The sequence below is a fragment of the Phytobacter sp. V69 genome (genome assembly GCF_965644215.1).
Taxonomy (GTDB): domain Bacteria; phylum Pseudomonadota; class Gammaproteobacteria; order Enterobacterales; family Enterobacteriaceae; genus Phytobacter.
In genome coordinates this window covers 1-20,024 of record NZ_CBFFRL010000085.1, presented here as the reverse complement: position 1 = coordinate 20,024, position 20,024 = coordinate 1, and the positions used below count along the sequence as shown (strand labels likewise).

Here is a 20,024-nt window from a genome sequence, read left to right as displayed (position 1 = left end):
CGGCCTCATTTCTCGCTGCCGTCCAGATCAGATGCATCGCTCTCTGGGCTAAAATCTTGTGACGACACTATCTAACAATTTTTGCTTGTTTTACGTCATATTGCAGATGTTATAGTCGAAAACCGCTGAATTTTTAGCTCACAACAACCATAAAATTTAACTAACAACATAAGAGGCTCTTATATCTATGGACCAGACATGCTCTCTTGAATCGTTTCTTTCCCACGTTCAAAAGCGCGATCCGCATCAAACCGAATTCGCACAGGCCGTCCGTGAAGTCATGACCACTCTGTGGCCTTTTCTCGAACAAAACCCTCGCTATCGTCAGTTATCCCTGCTGGAAAGACTGGTTGAGCCGGAGCGCGTGATTCAGTTCCGCGTGGTATGGGTAGACGACAAAAACCAGGTGCAGGTTAACCGTGCATGGCGCGTGCAGTTCAGCTCAGCCATCGGCCCGTACAAAGGCGGCATGCGTTTCCATCCGTCCGTGAACTTGTCGATCCTGAAATTCCTCGGTTTCGAACAGACTTTCAAAAACGCGCTTACCACTCTGCCAATGGGCGGCGGTAAAGGCGGCAGCGATTTCGATCCGAAAGGCAAAAGCGACGCGGAAGTGATGCGTTTCTGCCAGTCACTGATGACCGAGCTGTATCGTCACCTGGGGCCGGATACCGATGTGCCAGCAGGCGATATGGGCGTTGGTGCGCGTGAAGTCGGCTTTATGGCCGGGATGATGAAAAAGCTCTCCAACAACAACGCCTGCGTGTTCACCGGCAAGGGTCTCTCCTTCGGCGGCAGCCTGATTCGCCCGGAAGCCACTGGTTATGGCCTGGTGTACTTCACCGAAGCGATGCTCAAACGCCACGGTATGGGTCTGGAAGGTCTGCGTGTAGCGGTTTCTGGCTCCGGTAACGTGGCGCAGTATGCTATCGAAAAAGCGATGGCCTTTGGCGCGCGTGTCATTACCGCGTCCGACTCCAACGGGACCGTGGTCGATGAGGCCGGTTTCACCACTGAAAAACTGGCGCGTCTGATTGAGATCAAAGAGCGTGAACACGGCCGCGTTGCGGATTATGCCCGTGAGTTCGGCCTGCAGTATCTCGAAGGCCAGCAGCCGTGGTCAGTACCGGTTGATGTCGCTCTGCCATGCGCGACTCAGAACGAACTGGACGTTGATGCCGCGCGTACGCTTATCGCCAACGGCGTGAAAGCGGTCGCAGAAGGCGCCAACATGCCAACCACCATTGCGGCAACGGATCTGTTCCTGGAAGCGAACGTTCTGTTTGCACCGGGCAAAGCGGCGAACGCCGGCGGTGTGGCAACCTCAGGTCTGGAAATGGCGCAGAACGCCGCGCGTCTTGGCTGGAAAGCAGAAAAAGTCGATGCGCGTCTGCACCACATCATGCTGGATATCCACCAGGCCTGTGTGGAATACGGCGGTGAGGCTAAGCAGACTTACTATGTGCGTGGCGCGAATATTGCGGGCTTCGTGAAAGTGGCGGATGCGATGATCGGTCAGGGGCTTATCTAAGTAATTGTGCCGGGCGGCGCTGCGTCAGCCCGGCTTTCATTTCCGTGCCCGGTAAGCGCAAAGCCGCCGGGCAATCTCATCAGGCGTTCAGTTCACCACCAGCGATGAGACAATTTCCCTGTGACGTTTAAGAATGATCGCGATCTGCTCATCAGCGGTGAGCTCATTGAACATTTTTTCATTGCGATCGGAATGCGCGTTGCGCACAGTGGCGGGGATACGTACTTCGCTATTTTCTACTGATTTTTGCTCGCTCATTTTCCAGTCCTGCTACTCAATGGTCTGTGTTCGCGCGCATAATAATCCCGTTTAGCTGTGACAGGAAGACGACAACATCACGTCTTTTGGCGAATTGTGCAAGTTAACGTCATCTTTGGGCAAAATCACGGTGAATCCCCCGTGACCTCCCCTCTTCTTATGCATTTGCTGGTGTCGTGGTTGCGACCGTGATTCAAACAGCAGTTGGTGATGTCGGGTCGTCTGCGCGCGGTTTTCGCGCTGGCCGTTTCCCCGAGCCTTTTTTCTTCTCGCCAGCCGGCGCGGTGATGCCCCGAAAGCGCTGTACGGGCGTATTGCGCGCCTGGTGAATCAAGTCATGCAGCGTACCCACCAGCGGCTGCATAAAGTCCTGATAGCGGCACTCCTTCTCACTGATTTGCGTCAGCACCGATTCCCAGTGTGCGGTCATATCCGGCCTGGCGGCCATTTCCGGCAGGGAATGAATCAGCGCCCGTCCGGCGTCGGTCGACAGAATATAGCGCCCTTTCTTATTCAGGAAACCGCGCTTAAACAGCAGTTCGATGATCCCGGCGCGGGTTGCCTCAGTACCCAGACCATCCGTCGCACGCAGGATCTTTTTCAGCTCTTTATCCTGCACAAAACGGGCGATACCGGTCATCGCCGACAGCAGCGTCGCATCGGTGAAATGGCGCGGTGGCTGGGTTTGACGCTCCACCACTTCGCCTTTTTCACACAGCAGTTCGTCGCCTTTCGCCACTACCGGCAACGGTGTACCGTCGTTCTCTTCGTCGCGCTCTTTCGCACCCAGCAGCGTACGCCAGCCCGCTTCTGCAAGGAAACGCGCCTTGGCGATAAACTTGCCGTTGGCGATATCCTGATCGATCTGACATTTGCGGAACACCGCGTCAGGGCAGAACTGCATCAAATACTGGCGTGCCACCAGGTTGTAAACATTGGCTTCCCCTTCGCTCAGGTTCACCTTTGAACTGCGCGCGGTGGGAATGATGGCATGGTGGGCGTCCACCTTTTTGTCATCCCAGCAGCGGTTACGCAAATCCGGATTCACCACTGGCTGCGGCAGAAGATCCGGCGCGTGCGCCCCAATCGCGTTCATCACCGCATGGCGCCCGGCATAATGCTCTTCCGGCAAGTAGCGGCAGTCCGAACGCGGATAGGTGATCAGCTTGTGGGTTTCATACAGCTTCTGGCAGATATCGAGCGCGTTCTGCGCGCTCATGCCATAGCGTTTCGCGGCTTCGATTTGCAGCGCTGAAAGCGAGAAAGGTAACGGCGCGGGTTCCGAGTCACGTTTATCGTTGTAGGCGGTAACGTTCGCCGGTTGCCCGGTAATACGCGCCACCACGTGATCGGCGAGCGGGCGATGCAGTAACCGCCCTTCTTCGTCCTGATAAGGTTCGCAGGCATCGCTCGGCTGCCACAGGGCGGTAAAGCGCTCCCCGGCGGGGGTCAGAATATGCGCCTTCACTTCGAAGAAATCCTTTGACACGAAGTTCTCGATCTCTTCATCGCGGCGCACCACCAGCCCAAGAACCGGCGTTTGTACGCGGCCAACGGAAAGTACACCCTGATAGCCAGCGTTGCGCCCGAGCAAGGTATAGGCACGGGTCATGTTAATGCCATACAGCCAGTCGGCACGTGCACGGGCCAGCGCCGAGACGCACAGCGGAATAAACTCGCTGTTGGCGCGCAGACGAGAAATCGCCCGCTCCACCGCCTGAGGGTTAAGATCGTTAATCAGGCAGCGCTGAACCTGCTGACGCTTTTGCGCTGGCAGTTCGAGGTAATCGAGCACTTCATCGACCAGCAATTGCCCTTCTCTGTCCGGGTCACCTGCGTGCACGACTTCCGTCGCCTCGCCGAGCAACCGCTTGATCACATTAATCTGCTTTGTGACGGAAGGACGCGGCTGCAGCCGCCATTTTTCGGGCACGATGGGCAGGTCCGCCAGGTTCCAGCGCGCATAGCGGCTGTCGTAGACATCCGGCTGCGCCTGCTCCAGCAGGTGACCGATACACCAGGTCACCACCTGACCATTACCACATTCAATGTAGCCGTCGCCTTTGCGATGTGGCTTAGGGAGCACATCGGCAATGGCGCGGCCCAGACTGGGTTTTTCGGCAATAAACAACCGCATTGGCTTAACGGATCTCAATCATCGGACGCCCTGCGCGTGCGCTAACCAGCTCGCCCACCGCCGCAAGGGTAATGCCATATTCCGCCGCCGTCGCGTACACGTCGCCTTCGGCCTCGGCGCTCACCGCCAGTAACAGGCCACCAGACGTTTGCGGGTCGCAGAGTAAATCGCGCACCGCATCCGGCATCTCGCCCATTAAATGACCATAACTGGCGAAGTTACGCTGGGTGCCGCCGGGGACTGCGCCAAGCGCAATGTACTCTTCAACACCCGGTAATTTCGGCACATCCTTATACCAGATTTGCGCCTGCACGCCCGCACCCTGGCACATTTCGCTCAGGTGGCCCAGCAGACCAAAACCGGTGACATCGGTCATCGCCTTCACGCCGCTGATACCCGCAAACGCGGCACCCGCCAGGTTCATCTGGCACATCACGTCTGTTGCCAGCCCAACATGTTCCGGTTTTAACAGCGCTTTTTTCTCTGCTGTCGTCAGCACACCAATGCCCAGCGGCTTGGTGAGGAACAGACGACAGCCCACCTGCGCGGTACTGTTTTTCTTGATGCGTTCGGTCGGCACCACGCCCGTCACCGCCAGGCCAAAAATAGGCTCCGGCGCGTCAATGGAATGCCCGCCCGCCAGCGCAATCCCCGCCAGACGGCAGGCATGTCGGCCACCTTCCACCACTTCACGGGCAATCTCTGGCGCCAGTTTATTAATTGGCCAGCCTAAAATTGCGATCGCCATGATCGGCTTGCCGCCCATGGCAAAAATGTCGCTGATGGCATTGGTGGCAGCGATGCGGCCAAAGTCGAAAGGGTTGTCGACAATCGGCATGAAAAAGTCGGTTGTACTGATAACGCTGGTGCCGTTGCCAAGATCGTAGACCGCCGCGTCATCGCGGGTTTCATTCCCCACAAGCAGGTTCGGGTCGATAAACTTCGCTTGCTCGCTATGCAGGATCGTATCGAGCACTTTGGGGGAAATTTTACAACCACAACCCGCTCCGTGGCTGTATTGCGTCAGACGAATACCTTGTTCGTTCATGGACAACTCCTGTCAGGACAATCCGGCTATGGTAACGCCCAAAACGTTGCATGATAAGCGTGACTGTCCGAATTGCGGCAGTTCGCTCACAATCCAGACAGTTTTACCGACACGTATCAGAAATAACGGACGAAGGGCGCGGTATCCGGTGCGCTAATGGTCGTAGAGGCTTTGAGTTGCGGGGTGCCAAGGTACAAGAAACCGACCACCTGATCCTGCGCGCGGCAGTTGAGTGCGTCGCGGACAACCGGGCTGTCGGTCAACGGACCGGTACGCCAGATCCCGTTGAACCCCTGCGCCACTGCCGCCATCTGCATTGCCATCACAGCGCAGCCTGCCGAGAGCAGTTGCTCCCATACTGGCACTTTCGGGTTTTCTTCACATTTTGCCACCACGGCGATAATCATTGGCGCGCGGGTGGGTGAAGTGCGTGCTTTTTCGATTGCCTTTTCATCTAGCCCGGCGCTGACCGCACCCTGCTCCAGGGTCTTGCCAAAGCGCGCGAGGCCTTCGCCTTTAATAATGAAGAATTGCCACGGTTGCAGCGTGCCATGGTCCGGCGCACGCATCCCCGCACGCAGGATATTGTCCAGTTGTTCGCCTGTCGGTGCCGGTTCAGCCAACCGGGAAGCGCTACGACGGTTGACGAGCAGTTCAAGTGCATCCATTAGTTAAACTCCTGTATTGAAATTTGTTCCTAAAATTAACACGTGCGTAGATTTTGTTACAGCGCTGGCAGCGATTCCTGCTGACAACAGACGCCAGGCTAATTAGGATAACCAACACTTGCCGCTCAGGGCAGCGGCAAACGTTACTAACCAGGGAGAATACATGCGAACCCTTTGGCACTTTATTGCCGGTTTTTTCAAGTGGACATGGCGATTGCTGAACTTTATCCGCAATCTGGTGCTCAACTTATTCTTTATTTTGTTGGTGCTGGTTGGCGTTGGTCTGTGGATGCAGTTTAGCGACAGCAAAACGGAACATGCCAGCCGGGGCGCGTTGTTAATGGACATCACCGGTGTGGTGGTCGACAAACCGTCCGCCAGCAACCGACTGGGGGCGCTGGGCCGCCAGTTCTTTGGCGCAAGCTCCGGCCGCCTGCAGGAAAACTCGCTGTTCGACATCGTCGATACCATTCGTCAGGCGCAGACAGACCGGAATATCACCGGGATTGTGCTGGATTTGAAAAACTTCGCCGGGGCGGATCAGCCATCGATGCAGTATATCGGTAAGGCGCTACGCGAGTTCCGCGACAGCGGTAAACCGGTCTATGCGGTGGGCGATAACTACAGCCAGGGTCAGTACTATCTTGCGAGCTTCGCCAATAAAATATGGCTCTCTCCGCAAGGGGGGGTTGACCTGCATGGCTTCGCCACCAACGGTCTGTATTACAAATCCCTGCTCGACAAGCTGAAAGTGAGCACCCATGTGTTCCGCGTCGGGACCTACAAATCCGCCGTTGAGCCGTTTATCCGTGACGATATGTCCCCTGCCGCGCGTGATGCCGACAGCCGTTGGGTTGGCGAACTTTGGCAAAATTACCTTAATACCATCGCCGCCAACCGCCAGGTTACCGCACAGCAGATCTTCCCGGGTGCGCAAGGCGTGCTCGACGGACTGCGTAAAGTCGATGGCGATACGGCCCAGTATGCGCTGGATAACAAACTGGTCGACGTACTGGGTTCCAGTGCCGATGCGGAAAAAGCGCTGACCAAACAGTTTGGCTGGGATGACAAAGACAAAAACTTCCGTGCCATCAGCTATTACGACTATCAGTTGAAAAAACCGAGCGAGATTGGCGATACCGTTACCGTGGTCTTTGCGAATGGCGCGATCATGGACGGTAACGAAACCCCGGGAAACGTGGGCGGCGACACCACCGCTTCGCAGATCCGCGACGCGCGACTGGATCCGAAAGTCAAAGCCATTGTCCTGCGCGTTAACAGCCCTGGCGGCAGCGTAAGCGCCTCGGAAGTGATTCGTGCTGAACTGGCGGCAGCCCGTGCGGCAGGCAAACCGGTTGTGGTCTCGATGGGTGGTATGGCGGCATCCGGTGGTTACTGGATTTCCACGCCGGCGAACTACATCGTGGCGAATGCCAGCACCCTGACCGGTTCGATTGGTATTTTCGGCGTCATTAATACGCTGGAAAACAGCCTCGACAGCATTGGCGTGCATACCGACGGCGTGGCCACGTCACCGCTGGCGGATGTCAGCATGACCAAAGCGCTGCCACCAGAAGTTCAGCAGATGATGCAGCTCAGTATCGAGAATGGCTACAAACGCTTTATCACCCTGGTCGCCCAGTCGCGTAACAGCACCCCGGAGCAGATTGATAAAATCGCCCAGGGCCACGTCTGGACCGGGCAGGATGCGAAAGCTAATGGTCTGGTCGATGGACTGGGTGATTTCGATGATGCGCTGACCAAAGCGGCAGAGCTGGCGAAACTCAAACAGTGGCATGTCGACTGGTATCAGGATGAGCCGTCATTCTTTGACCGCGTGATGGACAGCATGTCCGGTTCTGTCCGCGCTATGCTGCCGCAGGCGTTACAGGCTTACCTGCCTGCACCGCTGGCCAATGCGGCGGTACAGGTCAAAGCCGAGACGGACAAACTGGCGGCATTTAACGATCCGCAAAACCGTTATGCGTTTTGTCTGACCTGCGCCAACATTCGCTAACAAACTGAACGTTTCATATTCAGGCGGAGGCCAGCATAACGCTGCCTCCGCCTTTTCTTTGCGCTTTCGCTGCATCATTCATTCACTGCGTATATACTCCCCCCACTCTGTGATAACACGTCTTCTCTCATGCAAAAAAAATCGATTTATGTTGCCTACACCGGCGGTACCATCGGTATGCAACGCTCCGAGCACGGCTATGTTCCCGTCTCCGGCCACCTGCAACGCCAGTTGGCGTTGATGCCCGAATTCCATCGCCCGGAAATGCCTGACTTCACTATTCACGAATATGATCCGTTGATGGATTCCTCGGATATGACACCGGAAGACTGGCAGCATATTGCTGACGATATCAAAGCCCATTACGACGATTACGATGGCTTCGTGATCCTGCACGGCACTGACACCATGGCGTACACCGCCTCGGCCCTGTCGTTTATGCTGGAAAACCTGAGTAAACCGGTCATCGTGACGGGCTCGCAAATCCCGCTGGCGGAGCTGCGTTCCGACGGGCAAATCAATTTGCTCAACTCGCTGTACGTGGCGGCTAACTTCCCTATTAACGAAGTGACGCTGTTCTTTAACAACCGTCTCTATCGCGGTAACCGTACGACCAAGGCGCACGCGGACGGTTTTGATGCCTTTGCTTCGCCGAACCTGGCGCCGCTGCTGGAAGCGGGAATTCATATTCGCCGCCTCAATACGCCGCCTGCGCCGCACGGTACCGGTGAGCTGGTCGTCCACCCGATCACTCCGCAGCCGATTGGCGTGGTAACGATTTATCCGGGCATTTCGGCAGACGTGGTACGAAACTTCCTACGCCAGCCGGTAAAAGCCCTGATCTTGCGCTCTTACGGCGTGGGCAATGCGCCGCAGAACGGCGAGTTCCTTAAAGAGTTGCAGGAAGCCAGCGCACGCGGCATCGTAGTGGTAAACCTCACGCAGTGTATGTCGGGTAAGGTCAACATGGGCGGTTACGCCACCGGCAACGCACTGGCACACGCGGGCGTGATTGGCGGTGCGGATATGACGGTCGAAGCTACGCTGACGAAACTGCATTATCTGTTGAGCCAGGATCTGGACGCGGCGGCGATTCGCAGCGCCATGACCCGGAACCTGCGCGGTGAGTTAACGGCTGACGAATAAGGATACCCCGATGAAACAACGCGCTTTACTCCTGGTCGACCTGCAAAATGATTTCTGCGCAGGCGGCGCGCTGGCAGTGGCCGAAGGTGACAGTACCGTAGATGTGGCGAATGCGCTCATTGACTGGTGCCAGGCTCACGGCGAACCGGTGTTAGCAACGCAGGACTGGCATCCGGCTAACCACGGCAGCTTTGCCAGTCAGCATCAGGCTGCTCCGTTTTCACAAGGTAAGCTCGATGGTCTGGATCAAACCTTCTGGCCGGATCATTGCGTCCAGCACAGCGAAGGCGCGGCGTTGCATCCCTTGTTGAAAACCTCAGCGATCGACGCGGTGTTTCATAAAGGTCAAAACCCGGCAATCGACAGCTACAGCGGCTTTTTTGATAACGGGCACCGGCAGAAAACCGGGCTTGATGACTGGCTGCGTCAGCATGATATTGCCGAGCTAACCATCATGGGGCTCGCCACCGACTATTGCGTGAAATTCACCGTGCTGGATGCGCTGAAACTGGGCTACCGCGTCAATGTGATTACCGACGGCTGTCGCGGCGTGAACATCAATGCGCAGGATAGCGCGCACGCCTTTATGGAGGTGGCCGCCGAAGGGGCGACGCTCCATACGCTGGCAGACTGGCAGGAAACCCAGGCCTGATGCTGTCGTCCGGCCCGCGAGCCGGACGACACTTTTACGACAGCCCCGAAATCTCTTCCAGCGATACCATCCGCGTTTCAATCCCAAACAGAAATAGGATCAGCGAGCAGCACACCAGCATCCCCCCAGCACCGAAAAGACCGCGTATGTGCCGTAGTGGGTCAATAATGCCGCCACGCCATAGGGTGTGAAAACAGCAACGATGCGCCCATCGCGTTCACAAAGCCGGATCCCCGCAGACGCAAATGGGTCGGCCATAATTCAGGGACATACACCGCTGAGGCGAAGCAGACATACATGTAGAGGAAGAAAATGAGCACCACGCCGAGGGATAAAATGGCCCACTCCTCTTTTTGCTGCGAATAGTAATAGCCCAGCACCGCCACAATCAGCAGCAGAACGGAACCAAACCAGCGGCGCGGAAATTTATCGATAATCAATGCGGCAATAAATATCCCCACGGGCGCGCCAAGCATAATAATGGCGGTCATCAGGATAGATTTGGTGACATCAATCCCCGAGTTGACGAATATCGTGGGGATCCACACGGTAATGGTATACAGCGAGATATTCATCGCCACCAGCACCGTTATCGCCACCAGCGTTCTGCGCAGCATATAGCCGCGAAAGAGTTACCAGAAACTGCTTTGAAGTCAACCTCGAATCTGTTAAACAAAGATTTTATTCTGCATTTAACAACATTGATCACAAATGCGGGCACACAAAATCGACAAAACCCAATAAAATCACCAAGTTAATAAAAACAGGTTAATGTGTGGGAAAAACAGATTTTTGGAAGCAACCCGTCACAAGGGAGGAAACGTCAAAAAAGGAATAATGCAGGAACGACAGAAATGCGGGCGAAGCGCTGTGGCCTCGCCGCTTATCAGGGGAGTTATTGCAGTTTCAGGGTGGCAATCGGTTTTGCCGCAATGCCAAAGTCTTCTTTCAGCTGCTGCTTACTCTTCATCACCATCTGGCCCTGAGTATCGATGGTCATATGCTGCGTGTCGGTATTATGGCGGGCCTGCCATAGCATCACCAGTTGCAGGCTGTTCTCTTTTTGTTCCGGCGTCAGCGCAACGCCATCCGGCCACTTACCCAGTTCGACAGCGGTAACCAGACGTTGATAGATGTCCGGCGTCATGCTGTTAATGACTTGTTCAAAATCCATGGTAAATTAACTCCAACGGAATAATAGCTGAATCGATTCCTCACCCCTGAGTCCGATCGCCGTTTTCATCGTCGGTAAAACTCAAAGAGGCAGAATTCACGCAGTAACGTTCGCCGGTTGGTTGTGGACCATCCGGGAAAACATGTCCCAGATGCGCGTCACAATTTCCGCAACGAATTTCCACACGCTGCATCCCGTGCGAGTAATCATTTATGTAACGAATAGACTCTTCACTCACCGGCTCAAAAAAGCTCGGCCAGCCGCAGCCGGAGTCATATTTGGTTTGCGAATGAAACAGCGGCGCATCACACACCAGGCAGTGATACACGCCTTCACGTTTGTTGTGTAAAAGACGACCGGTGAATGGCGGTTCGGTGCCGTGATCTTGTGTCACGTAGAACTGCATTTCTGTCAGATTTTTTTTCAGGTCATCCTGGGAGGATTTCGTCGTCATAGGCTCACATCTCGCGGTAAGAATTCGTACAACTTCACTCCGATTCTAACAAAACATTAACAATGAAGTGATAACTTTTGTTCTAAACTTACTTGCTGCGAATTCCCGGGCGGTTAATTGTGATCGGATTCACATTTTTATCCTGCATGACCTTTAAAATTCGGGGCGGCGTCCCCATACAGGGAGCGTGCTCATAGGAAGAGTGAGACGAGTCAGTCGAACAAAGGTTATGCGGAGGATTGATTTGTCGCAATGATTGACACGATTCCGCTTGACGCTGCGTAAGGTTTTTGTAATTTTACAGCCAACCTTTTATTCACTAACAAATAGCTGGTGGAATATATGACTATCAAAGTAGGTATCAACGGTTTTGGCCGTATCGGTCGCATTGTTTTCCGTGCTGCTCAGGAACGTTCTGACATCGAAATCGTTGGTATCAACGATCTGTTAGACGCAGAATACATGGCTTACATGCTGAAATATGACTCAACTCACGGCCGTTTCAACGGTACCGTAGAAGTCAAAGACGGCCATCTGGTTGTTAACGGCAAAACCATCCGTGTTACTGCTGAAAAAGATCCGGCTAACCTGAAATGGAACGAAATCGGCGTTGACGTAGTAGCAGAAGCTACCGGTATCTTCCTGACCGACGAAACCGCGCGTAAACACATCACCGCTGGTGCGAAAAAAGTTGTTCTGACTGGTCCTTCCAAAGACAACACCCCGATGTTCGTTCGTGGCGCTAACTTCGAAACTTATGCTGGCCAGGACATCGTTTCCAACGCATCTTGCACCACCAACTGCCTGGCACCGCTGGCAAAAGTTATCAACGACAACTTCGGTATCGTTGAAGGTCTGATGACCACCGTTCACGCAACTACCGCTACTCAGAAAACCGTTGATGGTCCGTCTCACAAAGACTGGCGCGGTGGCCGTGGCGCAGCTCAGAACATCATCCCGTCCTCTACCGGTGCTGCTAAAGCTGTAGGTAAAGTACTGCCAGAACTGAATGGCAAACTGACTGGTATGGCGTTCCGCGTTCCGACTCCGAACGTATCTGTTGTTGACCTGACCGTTCGTCTGGAAAAAGCAGCGTCTTACGAAGAAATCAAGAAAGCAATCAAAGCGGCTTCTGAAGGCGCAATGAAAGGCGTTCTGGGTTACACCGAAGATGATGTTGTATCTACCGATTTCAACGGCGAAATTTGCACTTCTGTGTTCGATGCTAAAGCTGGTATCGCACTGAACGACAACTTCGTGAAACTGGTATCCTGGTACGACAACGAAACCGGTTACTCCAACAAAGTTCTGGACCTGATCGCTCACATCTCCAAATAAATTGAGATGAGAACCTGATCTATAAAGGCGACTTCGGTCGCCTTTTTTTGTTTTAGTGTCACGCTAACGAAGGATTGCACCATGATAAACACAATTTTTGCTCTCCCGGTTGTCGAACAAATTACCCCTACCCTCTCTCGCCGCCTGATGGACGAACTGGACGTTATCGTTATCGATCATCCGCAGGTTAAAGCGTCTTTTGCCTTACAGGGCGCACACCTGCTCTCCTGGAAACCACAGGGCGAAGAAGAAGCGCTGTGGCTGAGCGGCAACACCCCGTTCAAAAATGGCGTTGCGCTGCGTGGCGGCGTACCGATCTGCTGGCCATGGTTTGGCCCGGCGGCGCAGCAGGGTTTGCCTGCTCACGGTTTCGCCCGTAACCTGGTCTGGACGCTGAAAGCCCATAATGAAGACGACAATGGCGTTGTGCTGACATTTGAACTGCACAGCAGCGAAGCGTCCCGCCAATACTGGCCGCATGATTTCACCCTGTTCGCCCGCTACAAGCTGGGTAAAACCTGCGAAATCGAGCTGGAAGCACATGGCGATTTCGAAACCACCTCCGCACTGCATACCTATTTCAACGTCGGCGATATCGCTGCAGTGAAAGTGAGCGGTCTGGGCGATCGTTTCATTGATAAAGTGAACAACGCGCAAGAAGACGCACTGACCGATGGCGTGCAGACCTTCCCGGATCGTACCGACCGCGTTTACCTGAACCCGGAAGCCTGCAGCGTGATCCACGACAGTGCACTAAATCGCGCGATTGAGGTGATTCATCACCACCACACCAACGTTGTGGCATGGAACCCAGGCCCGGCGCTCTCCGCCAGCATGACCGACATGCCGGATGATGGTTACAAAACCTTTGTTTGTGTTGAATCTGCCTGCGCGACCGCGCCGCAGAAAACCACCGAAGAAAAACCGTCTCGCCTGTCTCAGACGATTCGCGTCATCAAACGCTAATACGTCAGTCTCTCTCCCCGTACGGGAGAGAGACCTTTTCCTTAATTACACCACGTCCAGCGGTATTTTGCGGCCCGGTGCCGGGAACGCTTTATCCAGGCGCGCCAGATCGTCTGTGGTCAGCGTGATATTCAGCGCCGCGGCATTTTCCTGCGCGTGCCCCACGCTGGCGGCTTTCGGAATGGCAATCACGCCCTTATGGCTGATGACCCACGCCAGCAGAATTTGTGCCGCCGTCGCGTTGTGGGCGCGGGCAATATCGGCCACCACGCTGTTATTCATCAATCCGTCCCGCAGGCGACCAGCCTGTGCCAGAGGGCAATAGGCCATCACCGGCATCTGTTGTTCCTGACACCAGGGCAGTAAATCATATTCGATACCGCGTGACCCCAGGTGATAAAGCACCTGATCGGTGACGCAGGCCTTGCCACCCTGCACGCGCCACAGTTCTTGCATATCGGCATAGTCGAGATTCGATACGCCCCAGCGGCGGATTTTGCCCTGTTCAATCAGGGTCTCCATCACATCTACCGTTTCGGCCAGCGAGAAATTGCCACGCCAGTGCAGCAGATAGAGATCCAGATAATCGGTTTTCAGACGGCGCAGGCTCGCTTCACAGGCCGCAATCGCCTTTTTACCGCCCGCGTTCCACGGATACACTTTCGACACCAGATAGATGTTGTCACGTAATCCGCCCTGCAGCGCCTCACCGACCACCTCTTCTGCCCCACCGTCCGCGTACATTTCTGCGGTATCGATAAGCTTGAGTCCGGCATCAATGCCCGCCCGTAGTGCATCCACCTCTTTACTGCGCTGACGGTCATTCTCCCCCATGTACCAGGTACCCTGACCCAGAGCAGGCAGTGTCACTTCACCTGCAAACACCACATTTTTCTCTGCCATATCATCCTCCTGCGCTAGACGCACCACCGTAAAGCAAAACAGGGCCAAAGGCCCTGTTTTGATGCACAGATTGCACTATAAAAACGCACAATCAGAAACGGTACGTTACCCCTGTGGATAACAAGCCAGCCCAGGATTTATCCACCATCGGGCTGTCTTTGATTTCATCAGACAAATGCGTGTAGCGGCCCGTGCCGTACACGCTCAGGTTGTCGGTCAGACGATAGCTCACCGTCAGTTCCAGGTACGGGTTCCAGCTATCGCTTGGATCGTAGCTGTCCAGCCCGCTGCGACGCGATTCAGAACGGGACACACCATAGTAGTACTCGTTCTGATTCTCACTGTTCCACTCGACACCGATACCCGGCGTCACCGTCAGCGCACCGGCGTTATAGCGGTACAGCCATGCCAGATCCCAGACAATACCGTTGCTGTTGTCCAGCGCATCACCCGCAAGCGAGGTACGCAGGAAACCGTACTGCGTATTGTGGACGTAGGACAAGCCCGCCATCATCGTGGATTTACGTTTATTCAGCTGGCGCAGCTGGCTGCTATCGCTGTCGCCCGGTTTGAAGTGCCATGGGGAGTAATAGGCCATGACGGAAAGCTGGTCGGCGTCGTCATTCCACAGGTAATAGCCACCGCCTAGCCCACGAAACCAGAAACTGTCGCTTTCCCAGGTAATGACCGGTACCGGGTTAACTTTCTTGTCATACTGTTTATAGGGTGTTTCCACCACGCCGACACCAGCGCCCAGTGAAAACGTGCTCTCCGCGTTTGCCGCGAAGGTAGAAGAAGCGATCAGCACGCCCAGTGCCAGGAGTTTGAATTTCATCACAGTCCATTTATTCCTCTAGTCAATAATCGGCGGAGTGAAGTTTAACCGTCTAGGAGAGTCATCCCAAAATGTTTTTACCTAATCATTACAAAACTAAACCCTATAGCCTGCGGTCTTTATATGACAGGGGGCTGACTGTTTTGTGAAGCGGCTGTGATTTCACAGTGGAAGGCTTATCACAAAAGAAAGCATTTATGGATGAGTTATTGATATGTCATTGAAATTAGTTTTAGGCGGCATGCAAGTTTTGCAAATGCCATCTAAGCTTAATTTAAGAAGACGATTTAACGAACCCGCCTTTTGTTAATAACATGCAACCTGGCATAAGGGTTGCTGTATGACTCTTAGCGTCGTTCAGTTAACGCTTCCAGGAGCCTCTACTATTCATATGAACGGCTCTTTACCTGTGCTAAAAAACGAAAGGACGGCATGCCATGAATATATTCGATCACTACCGCCAGCGCTATGAAGCTGCCAAGGACGAAGAGTTCACACTGCAGGAGTTTCTTGCCACCTGTAAGCAAGATCGCAGTGCCTATGCTAACGCAGCTGAAAGACTACTGATGGCCATTGGTGAGCCAGTGATGGTGGACACTGCTTTAGAGCCACGGCTTTCCCGTCTCTTTTCTAACCGGGTCATCGGACGCTACCCGGCGTTTGAGGAGTTCTATGGTATGGAAGAGGCCATCGAGCAAATTGTTTCTTATCTCAAACACGCTGCCCAGGGACTGGAAGAGAAGAAACAGATCCTTTATCTGCTCGGCCCGGTCGGTGGCGGTAAATCCTCGCTCGCCGAACGCCTGAAATCCTTAATGCAGCGCGTACCGATTTACGTGCTGAGTGCCAACGGCGAACGCAGCCCGGTGAACGATCACCCGCTGTGCCTGTTTAACCCGCAGGAAGACGCGCAGATTCTGGAAAAAGAATATGGCGTACCGCGTCGCTATCTCGGCACCATCATGTCGCCGTGGGCAGCCAAACGCCTGCACGATTTTGGCGGCGACATCACCAAATTCCGCGTGGTCAAAGTCTGGCCATCCATCCTTGAACAAATCGCTATCGCCAAAACAGAGCCGGGCGATGAGAACAACCAGGACATCTCGGCGCTGGTGGGTAAAGTGGATATCCGCAAACTGGAAAACCACGCGCAAAACGATCCTGATGCCTACGGCTACTCCGGCGCGCTGTGCCGTGCCAACCAGGGCATCATGGAATTCGTCGAGATGTTTAAAGCGCCGATTAAAGTGCTGCACCCGCTGCTGACCGCCACACAGGAAGGTAACTACAACGGGACCGAGGGGATTTCCGCCCTGCCCTTTAACGGTATTATCCTTGCGCACTCGAACGAATCGGAGTGGGTCACTTTCCGTAATAACAAAAACAATGAGGCGTTCCTTGACCGTGTCTATATCGTCAAAGTGCCTTATTGCCTGCGGATCTCCGAAGAGATCAAGATTTACGAGAAACTGCTTAACCACAGTGAGTTGACCCATGCGCCGTGCGCTCCCGGTACGCTGGAAACCCTGGCCCGCTTCTCGATTCTGTCGCGCCTGAAAGAGCCAGAAAACTCCAGCGTCTACTCGAAAATGCGCGTCTACGACGGTGAAAGCCTGAAAGATACGGACCCGAAAGCGAAGTCCTACCAGGAGTATCGCGACTACGCCGGGGTAGATGAAGGGATGAACGGTCTATCGACGCGTTTCGCCTTTAAGATCCTCTCACGAGTATTTAACTTCGACCATGTTGAAGTGGCGGCCAACCCGGTTCACCTCTTCTACGTGCTGGAACAGCAGATCGAACGTGAGCAGTTCCCGCAAGAGCTGGCAGAGCGTTATCTCGAATTCCTCAAAGGCTACCTGATCCCGAAATATGCCGAATTTATTGGCAAAGAGATCCAGACCGCCTACCTGGAATCCTATTCTGAGTACGGACAGAACATTTTCGATCGCTATGTTACGTACGCCGATTTCTGGATTCAGGATCAGGAATACCGCGACCCGGATACCGGCCAGCTGTTTGACCGTGAATCACTGAATGCGGAACTGGAAAAAATTGAGAAACCGGCCGGGATCAGTAACCCGAAAGATTTCCGTAACGAGATAGTCAACTTCGTGCTCCGTGCCCGCGCAAACAACAGCGGCCGTAACCCGAACTGGACCAGCTACGAAAAACTGCGCACGGTTATCGAGAAAAAAATGTTCTCGAACACCGAAGAGCTGCTGCCTGTTATTTCGTTTAACGCCAAAACCTCAACCGACGAGCAGAAAAAACACGATGACTTTGTCGATCGCATGATGGAGAAAGGGTACACCCGCAAACAGGTTCGCCTGCTGTGCGAATGGTATCTGCGTGTACGTAAATCGTCCTGATAATAAATATTTGCCAAACTCATTCGAGTGACAGTAAGGCGGCAACGCAGCGAATCTCCGGGAGATTACAGAAGTAAGTGACCGGAGTGAACGCGGAAAGCCAACGAACCTGTCGCTTGAATGAGGAAGGCAAATTACGGGAGGGGTATATGACCTGGTTCATTGACCGAAGACTTAACGGTAAAAACAAGAGCACGGTTAACCGCCAGCGATTTTTACGCCGTTATAAAGCGCAAATAAAACAGTCGATCTCCGAGGCCATCAATAAACGATCGGTCACCGACGTGGAAAATGGCGAATCCGTCTCCATCCCGCACGAGGACATCAGCGAACCGATGTTTCATCAGGGACGTGGCGGCCTGCGCCATCGTGTGCATCCAGGCAACGATCATTTTGTGCAAAACGACCGTATCGAACGTCCCCAGGGCGGCGGTGGCGGTGGTGGCAGCGGTCAGGGCGAAGCCAGCGCTGACGGTGAAGGCCAGGATGAATTCGTTTTCCAGATTTCAAAAGACGAATATCTCGATCTGCTGTTCGAAGATTTGGCGCTGCCAAACCTGAAAAAGAACCAGCAGCGTCAGCTCAATGAATTTAAGACCCACCGCGCCGGCTACACGGCCAACGGTGTTCCCGCCAATATCAGCGTCGTACGTTCGCTCCAGAACTCGCTGGCGCGCCGTACCGCGATGACAGCAGGCAAGCGTCGTCAGCTACGTGAACTGGAAAGCAGTCTGGACATTGTCGCCAAAAGCGAACCGGCCCAACTGCTGGAAGAGGAACGTCTGCGCAAGGAAATTGCCGAGCTGCGCACGAAAATCGAACGCGTGCCGTTTATCGACACCTTCGATTTACGCTACAAAAATTATGAGAAACGCCCGGAACCTTCCAGCCAGGCCGTGATGTTCTGTCTGATGGACGTTTCCGGTTCCATGGATCAGTCGACGAAGGATATGGCAAAACGCTTTTATATCCTGCTCTATCTGTTCCTGAGCAGAACCTATAAAAACGTTGAAGTGGTCTATATTCGCCATCATACCCAGGCGAAAGAAGTCGACGAGCATGAGTTTTTCTACTCGCAGGAGACTGGCGGTACGATTGTCTCCAGCGCGTTGAAACTGATGGATGAAGTGATCAAAGAACGTTATGACCCGGCGCAGTGGAATATCTACGCTGCACAGGCTTCGGATGGCGATAACTGGGCCGATGACTCACCGCTGTGTCATGAAATTCTGGCGAAGAAAATCCTGCCAGTAGTGCGTTACTACAGCTATATCGAGATAACACGCCGCGCACACCAGACGCTATGGCGCGAGTATGAACATCTGCAGACCATGTTTGATAACTTCGCTATCCAGCATATCCGCGATCAGGAAGATATCTACCCGGTATTCCGCGAGCTGTTCCACAAGCAGAGTGCCACCTCAAACAGCTAACCACGCTGAATGCCGGCGCCCCGTGCGCTGGCTTTTTTTACCCTTCGGCAGGCAAACGCGCAAATTGCGGTACAAAAATGCAGCTATTTGACCCCTTGCCTCAGCGCAAACATGGCATATTACTCCCCAGACAAACTCGATTATTCCTTCGTTCCTTTTGAACGTCGGTTTTTTTTTAAACAGTACACATAAAAGCGTTGTTGTAGTGCTTGTACTTTGAAGCCGCCATTTTTTTGGGCGGCTTTTTTATTTTCATCTTCCGGAGGGTAGATTATTCTTAGCGGGTGCTTTTCACCGATCCGGAGGGACAATGTCCGAAATTGCCAGTCGAAATATCCACCACTATCTTCTTGAAACGCTGGAGCAGCACCAGGCGCGTTATCGTCTGGTTGAACACGAAGCCTCCGGCAAATGTGAAGCAGTCAGCGAGATTCGCGGAACCGCGCTCGGTCAGGGAGCAAAAGCGCTAGTGTGTAAAATCAAAGGCAACGGCGTGAAGATGCACGTGCTGGCGATTCTGGCCGCCGATCAACAGGCGGATTTATCACGACTCGCGGGGTACTTTGGCGCCAGTAAGGCGTCACTAGCAAGCCCGGTGGAAGTGGATGATTTGACAGCCTGCGTCTTCGGCGCAATCCCGCCGTTCAGCTTTCATCCGTCGCTAAAACTGGTGGCAGATCCACTGCTGTTTGACCGCTATGAAGATATTGCTTTCAATGCCGGTCTGCTCGAAAAATCGATTATCCTCAACACACAAGATTACTTACGCATTGCCCGCCCGGAACTGGTTGATTTCCGCCGCGAGGCTTAACGCTCAGGCTGGTTCTAAGGCCAGCCCGCTCTTTCCAGCGTCAGTACAGAAACCACCAGCACCACCATAATCGCGATGAATGGCGACGTGATGATAAACACATTGGTCAGCATGGGGTCGTTCATTTGCAGCCTGCCTGTTTTTTGCCCAGTTGCCCTATTCTTAATGTCAGCGGGTGACAATTTGATGACATTTTCGGGTTGTTAGCGAATTCAGATAATAAGTGCAACGCTCGGACATGATTGTGGAGAGTGTAGGAGGAAGGGTTAACTACCGATAAG

General features: G+C 53.9%; 18 protein-coding genes and 1 pseudogene. 9 read left to right on the top strand and 10 right to left on the bottom strand.

The features are described from left to right. Positions 1–187 precede the first annotated feature (187 nt). Positions 188–1,531, top strand: coding sequence for an NADP-specific glutamate dehydrogenase (gene gdhA, locus ACSZPU_RS13695; protein WP_498999621.1), 1,344 nt, complete (start codon positions 188–190; stop codon positions 1,529–1,531). 87 nt (positions 1,532–1,618) lie between these two features. Here gdhA and ACSZPU_RS13690 read toward each other — a convergent pair whose 3' ends face one another. From ACSZPU_RS13690 to ACSZPU_RS13675, 4 genes are all read right to left on the bottom strand, one after another. Next, positions 1,619–1,789, bottom strand: a complete 171-nt coding sequence (locus ACSZPU_RS13690; RefSeq protein ID WP_498999619.1) for a hypothetical protein — start codon at positions 1,787–1,789, stop codon at positions 1,619–1,621. 193 nt (positions 1,790–1,982) lie between these two features. Further along, on the bottom strand, positions 1,983–3,926 hold the full coding sequence (locus ACSZPU_RS13685) for a DNA topoisomerase III (protein WP_498999623.1): 1,944 nt from the start codon (positions 3,924–3,926) through the stop codon (positions 1,983–1,985). Positions 3,927–3,930: 4 nt separating this feature from the next. Then, the gene (gene selD / locus ACSZPU_RS13680) at positions 3,931–4,974 is read right to left on the bottom strand and encodes a selenide, water dikinase SelD (RefSeq protein ID WP_498999616.1); all 1,044 of its coding nucleotides are present in this window, start codon (positions 4,972–4,974) and stop codon (positions 3,931–3,933) included. A 116-nt stretch (positions 4,975–5,090) separates the two neighbouring features. Next, positions 5,091–5,642, bottom strand: coding sequence for an NAD(P)H nitroreductase (locus ACSZPU_RS13675; RefSeq protein ID WP_498999613.1), 552 nt, complete (start codon positions 5,640–5,642; stop codon positions 5,091–5,093). Between the two features lie 163 nt (positions 5,643–5,805). On the opposite strand from ACSZPU_RS13675, the gene sppA reads away from it, so the two are divergent. The 3 genes from sppA (at position 5,806) to pncA (ending at position 9,457) form a co-directional block, all read left to right on the top strand. Beyond that, entirely contained in the window at positions 5,806–7,659 is a 1,854-nt protein-coding gene (gene sppA / locus ACSZPU_RS13670; RefSeq protein ID WP_498999611.1) for a signal peptide peptidase SppA, read from the top strand. 129 nt (positions 7,660–7,788) lie between these two features. Then, a complete protein-coding gene (gene ansA, locus ACSZPU_RS13665) occupies positions 7,789–8,805 on the top strand; it encodes an asparaginase (RefSeq protein ID WP_498999609.1) in 1,017 nt (338 codons plus the stop codon). Positions 8,806–8,815: 10 nt separating this feature from the next. Continuing rightward, a complete protein-coding gene (gene pncA / locus ACSZPU_RS13660; protein WP_498999607.1) occupies positions 8,816–9,457 on the top strand; it encodes a bifunctional nicotinamidase/pyrazinamidase in 642 nt (213 codons plus the stop codon). A gap of 34 nt (positions 9,458–9,491) precedes the next feature. Here pncA and ACSZPU_RS13655 read toward each other — a convergent pair. From ACSZPU_RS13655 to msrB, 3 genes and pseudogenes are all read right to left on the bottom strand, one after another. After that, positions 9,492–10,089, bottom strand: a pseudogene (locus tag ACSZPU_RS13655) (MFS transporter); the annotation flags it as partial. Between the two features lie 263 nt (positions 10,090–10,352). Further along, the gene (locus tag ACSZPU_RS13650) at positions 10,353–10,631 is read right to left on the bottom strand and encodes a YeaC family protein (RefSeq protein WP_498999605.1); all 279 of its coding nucleotides are present in this window, start codon (positions 10,629–10,631) and stop codon (positions 10,353–10,355) included. Between the two features lie 40 nt (positions 10,632–10,671). After that, positions 10,672–11,085: a peptide-methionine (R)-S-oxide reductase MsrB gene (msrB, locus tag ACSZPU_RS13645; RefSeq protein ID WP_071195407.1), complete on the bottom strand. Its 414-nt coding sequence runs from the start codon at positions 11,083–11,085 to the stop codon at positions 10,672–10,674. Positions 11,086–11,427: 342 nt separating this feature from the next. On the opposite strand from msrB, the gene gapA reads away from it, so the two are divergent. Together gapA and ACSZPU_RS13635 are read left to right on the top strand one after the other, a co-directional pair. Further along, on the top strand, positions 11,428–12,423 hold the full coding sequence (gapA, locus tag ACSZPU_RS13640; RefSeq protein WP_039058166.1) for a glyceraldehyde-3-phosphate dehydrogenase: 996 nt from the start codon (positions 11,428–11,430) through the stop codon (positions 12,421–12,423). Between the two features lie 81 nt (positions 12,424–12,504). Then, positions 12,505–13,389: a D-hexose-6-phosphate mutarotase gene (locus tag ACSZPU_RS13635; protein ID WP_498999600.1), complete on the top strand. Its 885-nt coding sequence runs from the start codon at positions 12,505–12,507 to the stop codon at positions 13,387–13,389. A 45-nt stretch (positions 13,390–13,434) separates the two neighbouring features. Here ACSZPU_RS13635 and ACSZPU_RS13630 read toward each other — a convergent pair whose 3' ends face one another. Both ACSZPU_RS13630 and ACSZPU_RS13625 read right to left on the bottom strand, forming a co-directional pair. Then, positions 13,435–14,292: an aldo/keto reductase gene (locus ACSZPU_RS13630; protein WP_498999598.1), complete on the bottom strand. Its 858-nt coding sequence runs from the start codon at positions 14,290–14,292 to the stop codon at positions 13,435–13,437. Between the two features lie 91 nt (positions 14,293–14,383). Further along, the gene (locus tag ACSZPU_RS13625) at positions 14,384–15,130 is read right to left on the bottom strand and encodes a MipA/OmpV family protein (protein ID WP_498999595.1); all 747 of its coding nucleotides are present in this window, start codon (positions 15,128–15,130) and stop codon (positions 14,384–14,386) included. 434 nt (positions 15,131–15,564) lie between these two features. Here ACSZPU_RS13625 and yeaG point away from each other — a divergent pair, with 434 nt between their 5' ends. The 3 genes from yeaG (at position 15,565) to ACSZPU_RS13610 (ending at position 19,743) form a co-directional block, all read left to right on the top strand. After that, positions 15,565–17,499, top strand: coding sequence for a protein kinase YeaG (yeaG, locus tag ACSZPU_RS13620; RefSeq protein ID WP_498999593.1), 1,935 nt, complete (start codon positions 15,565–15,567; stop codon positions 17,497–17,499). A 149-nt stretch (positions 17,500–17,648) separates the two neighbouring features. After that, positions 17,649–18,932: a YeaH/YhbH family protein gene (locus tag ACSZPU_RS13615; protein ID WP_498999590.1), complete on the top strand. Its 1,284-nt coding sequence runs from the start codon at positions 17,649–17,651 to the stop codon at positions 18,930–18,932. A 310-nt stretch (positions 18,933–19,242) separates the two neighbouring features. Then, on the top strand, positions 19,243–19,743 hold the full coding sequence (locus tag ACSZPU_RS13610; RefSeq protein ID WP_498999588.1) for a YbaK/prolyl-tRNA synthetase associated domain-containing protein: 501 nt from the start codon (positions 19,243–19,245) through the stop codon (positions 19,741–19,743). A gap of 14 nt (positions 19,744–19,757) precedes the next feature. On the opposite strand, the gene yoaI is transcribed toward ACSZPU_RS13610, so the two are convergent. Further along, positions 19,758–19,868: a small membrane protein YoaI gene (yoaI, locus tag ACSZPU_RS13605; RefSeq protein ID WP_498999586.1), complete on the bottom strand. Its 111-nt coding sequence runs from the start codon at positions 19,866–19,868 to the stop codon at positions 19,758–19,760. Positions 19,869–20,024: the final 156 nt, after the last annotated feature.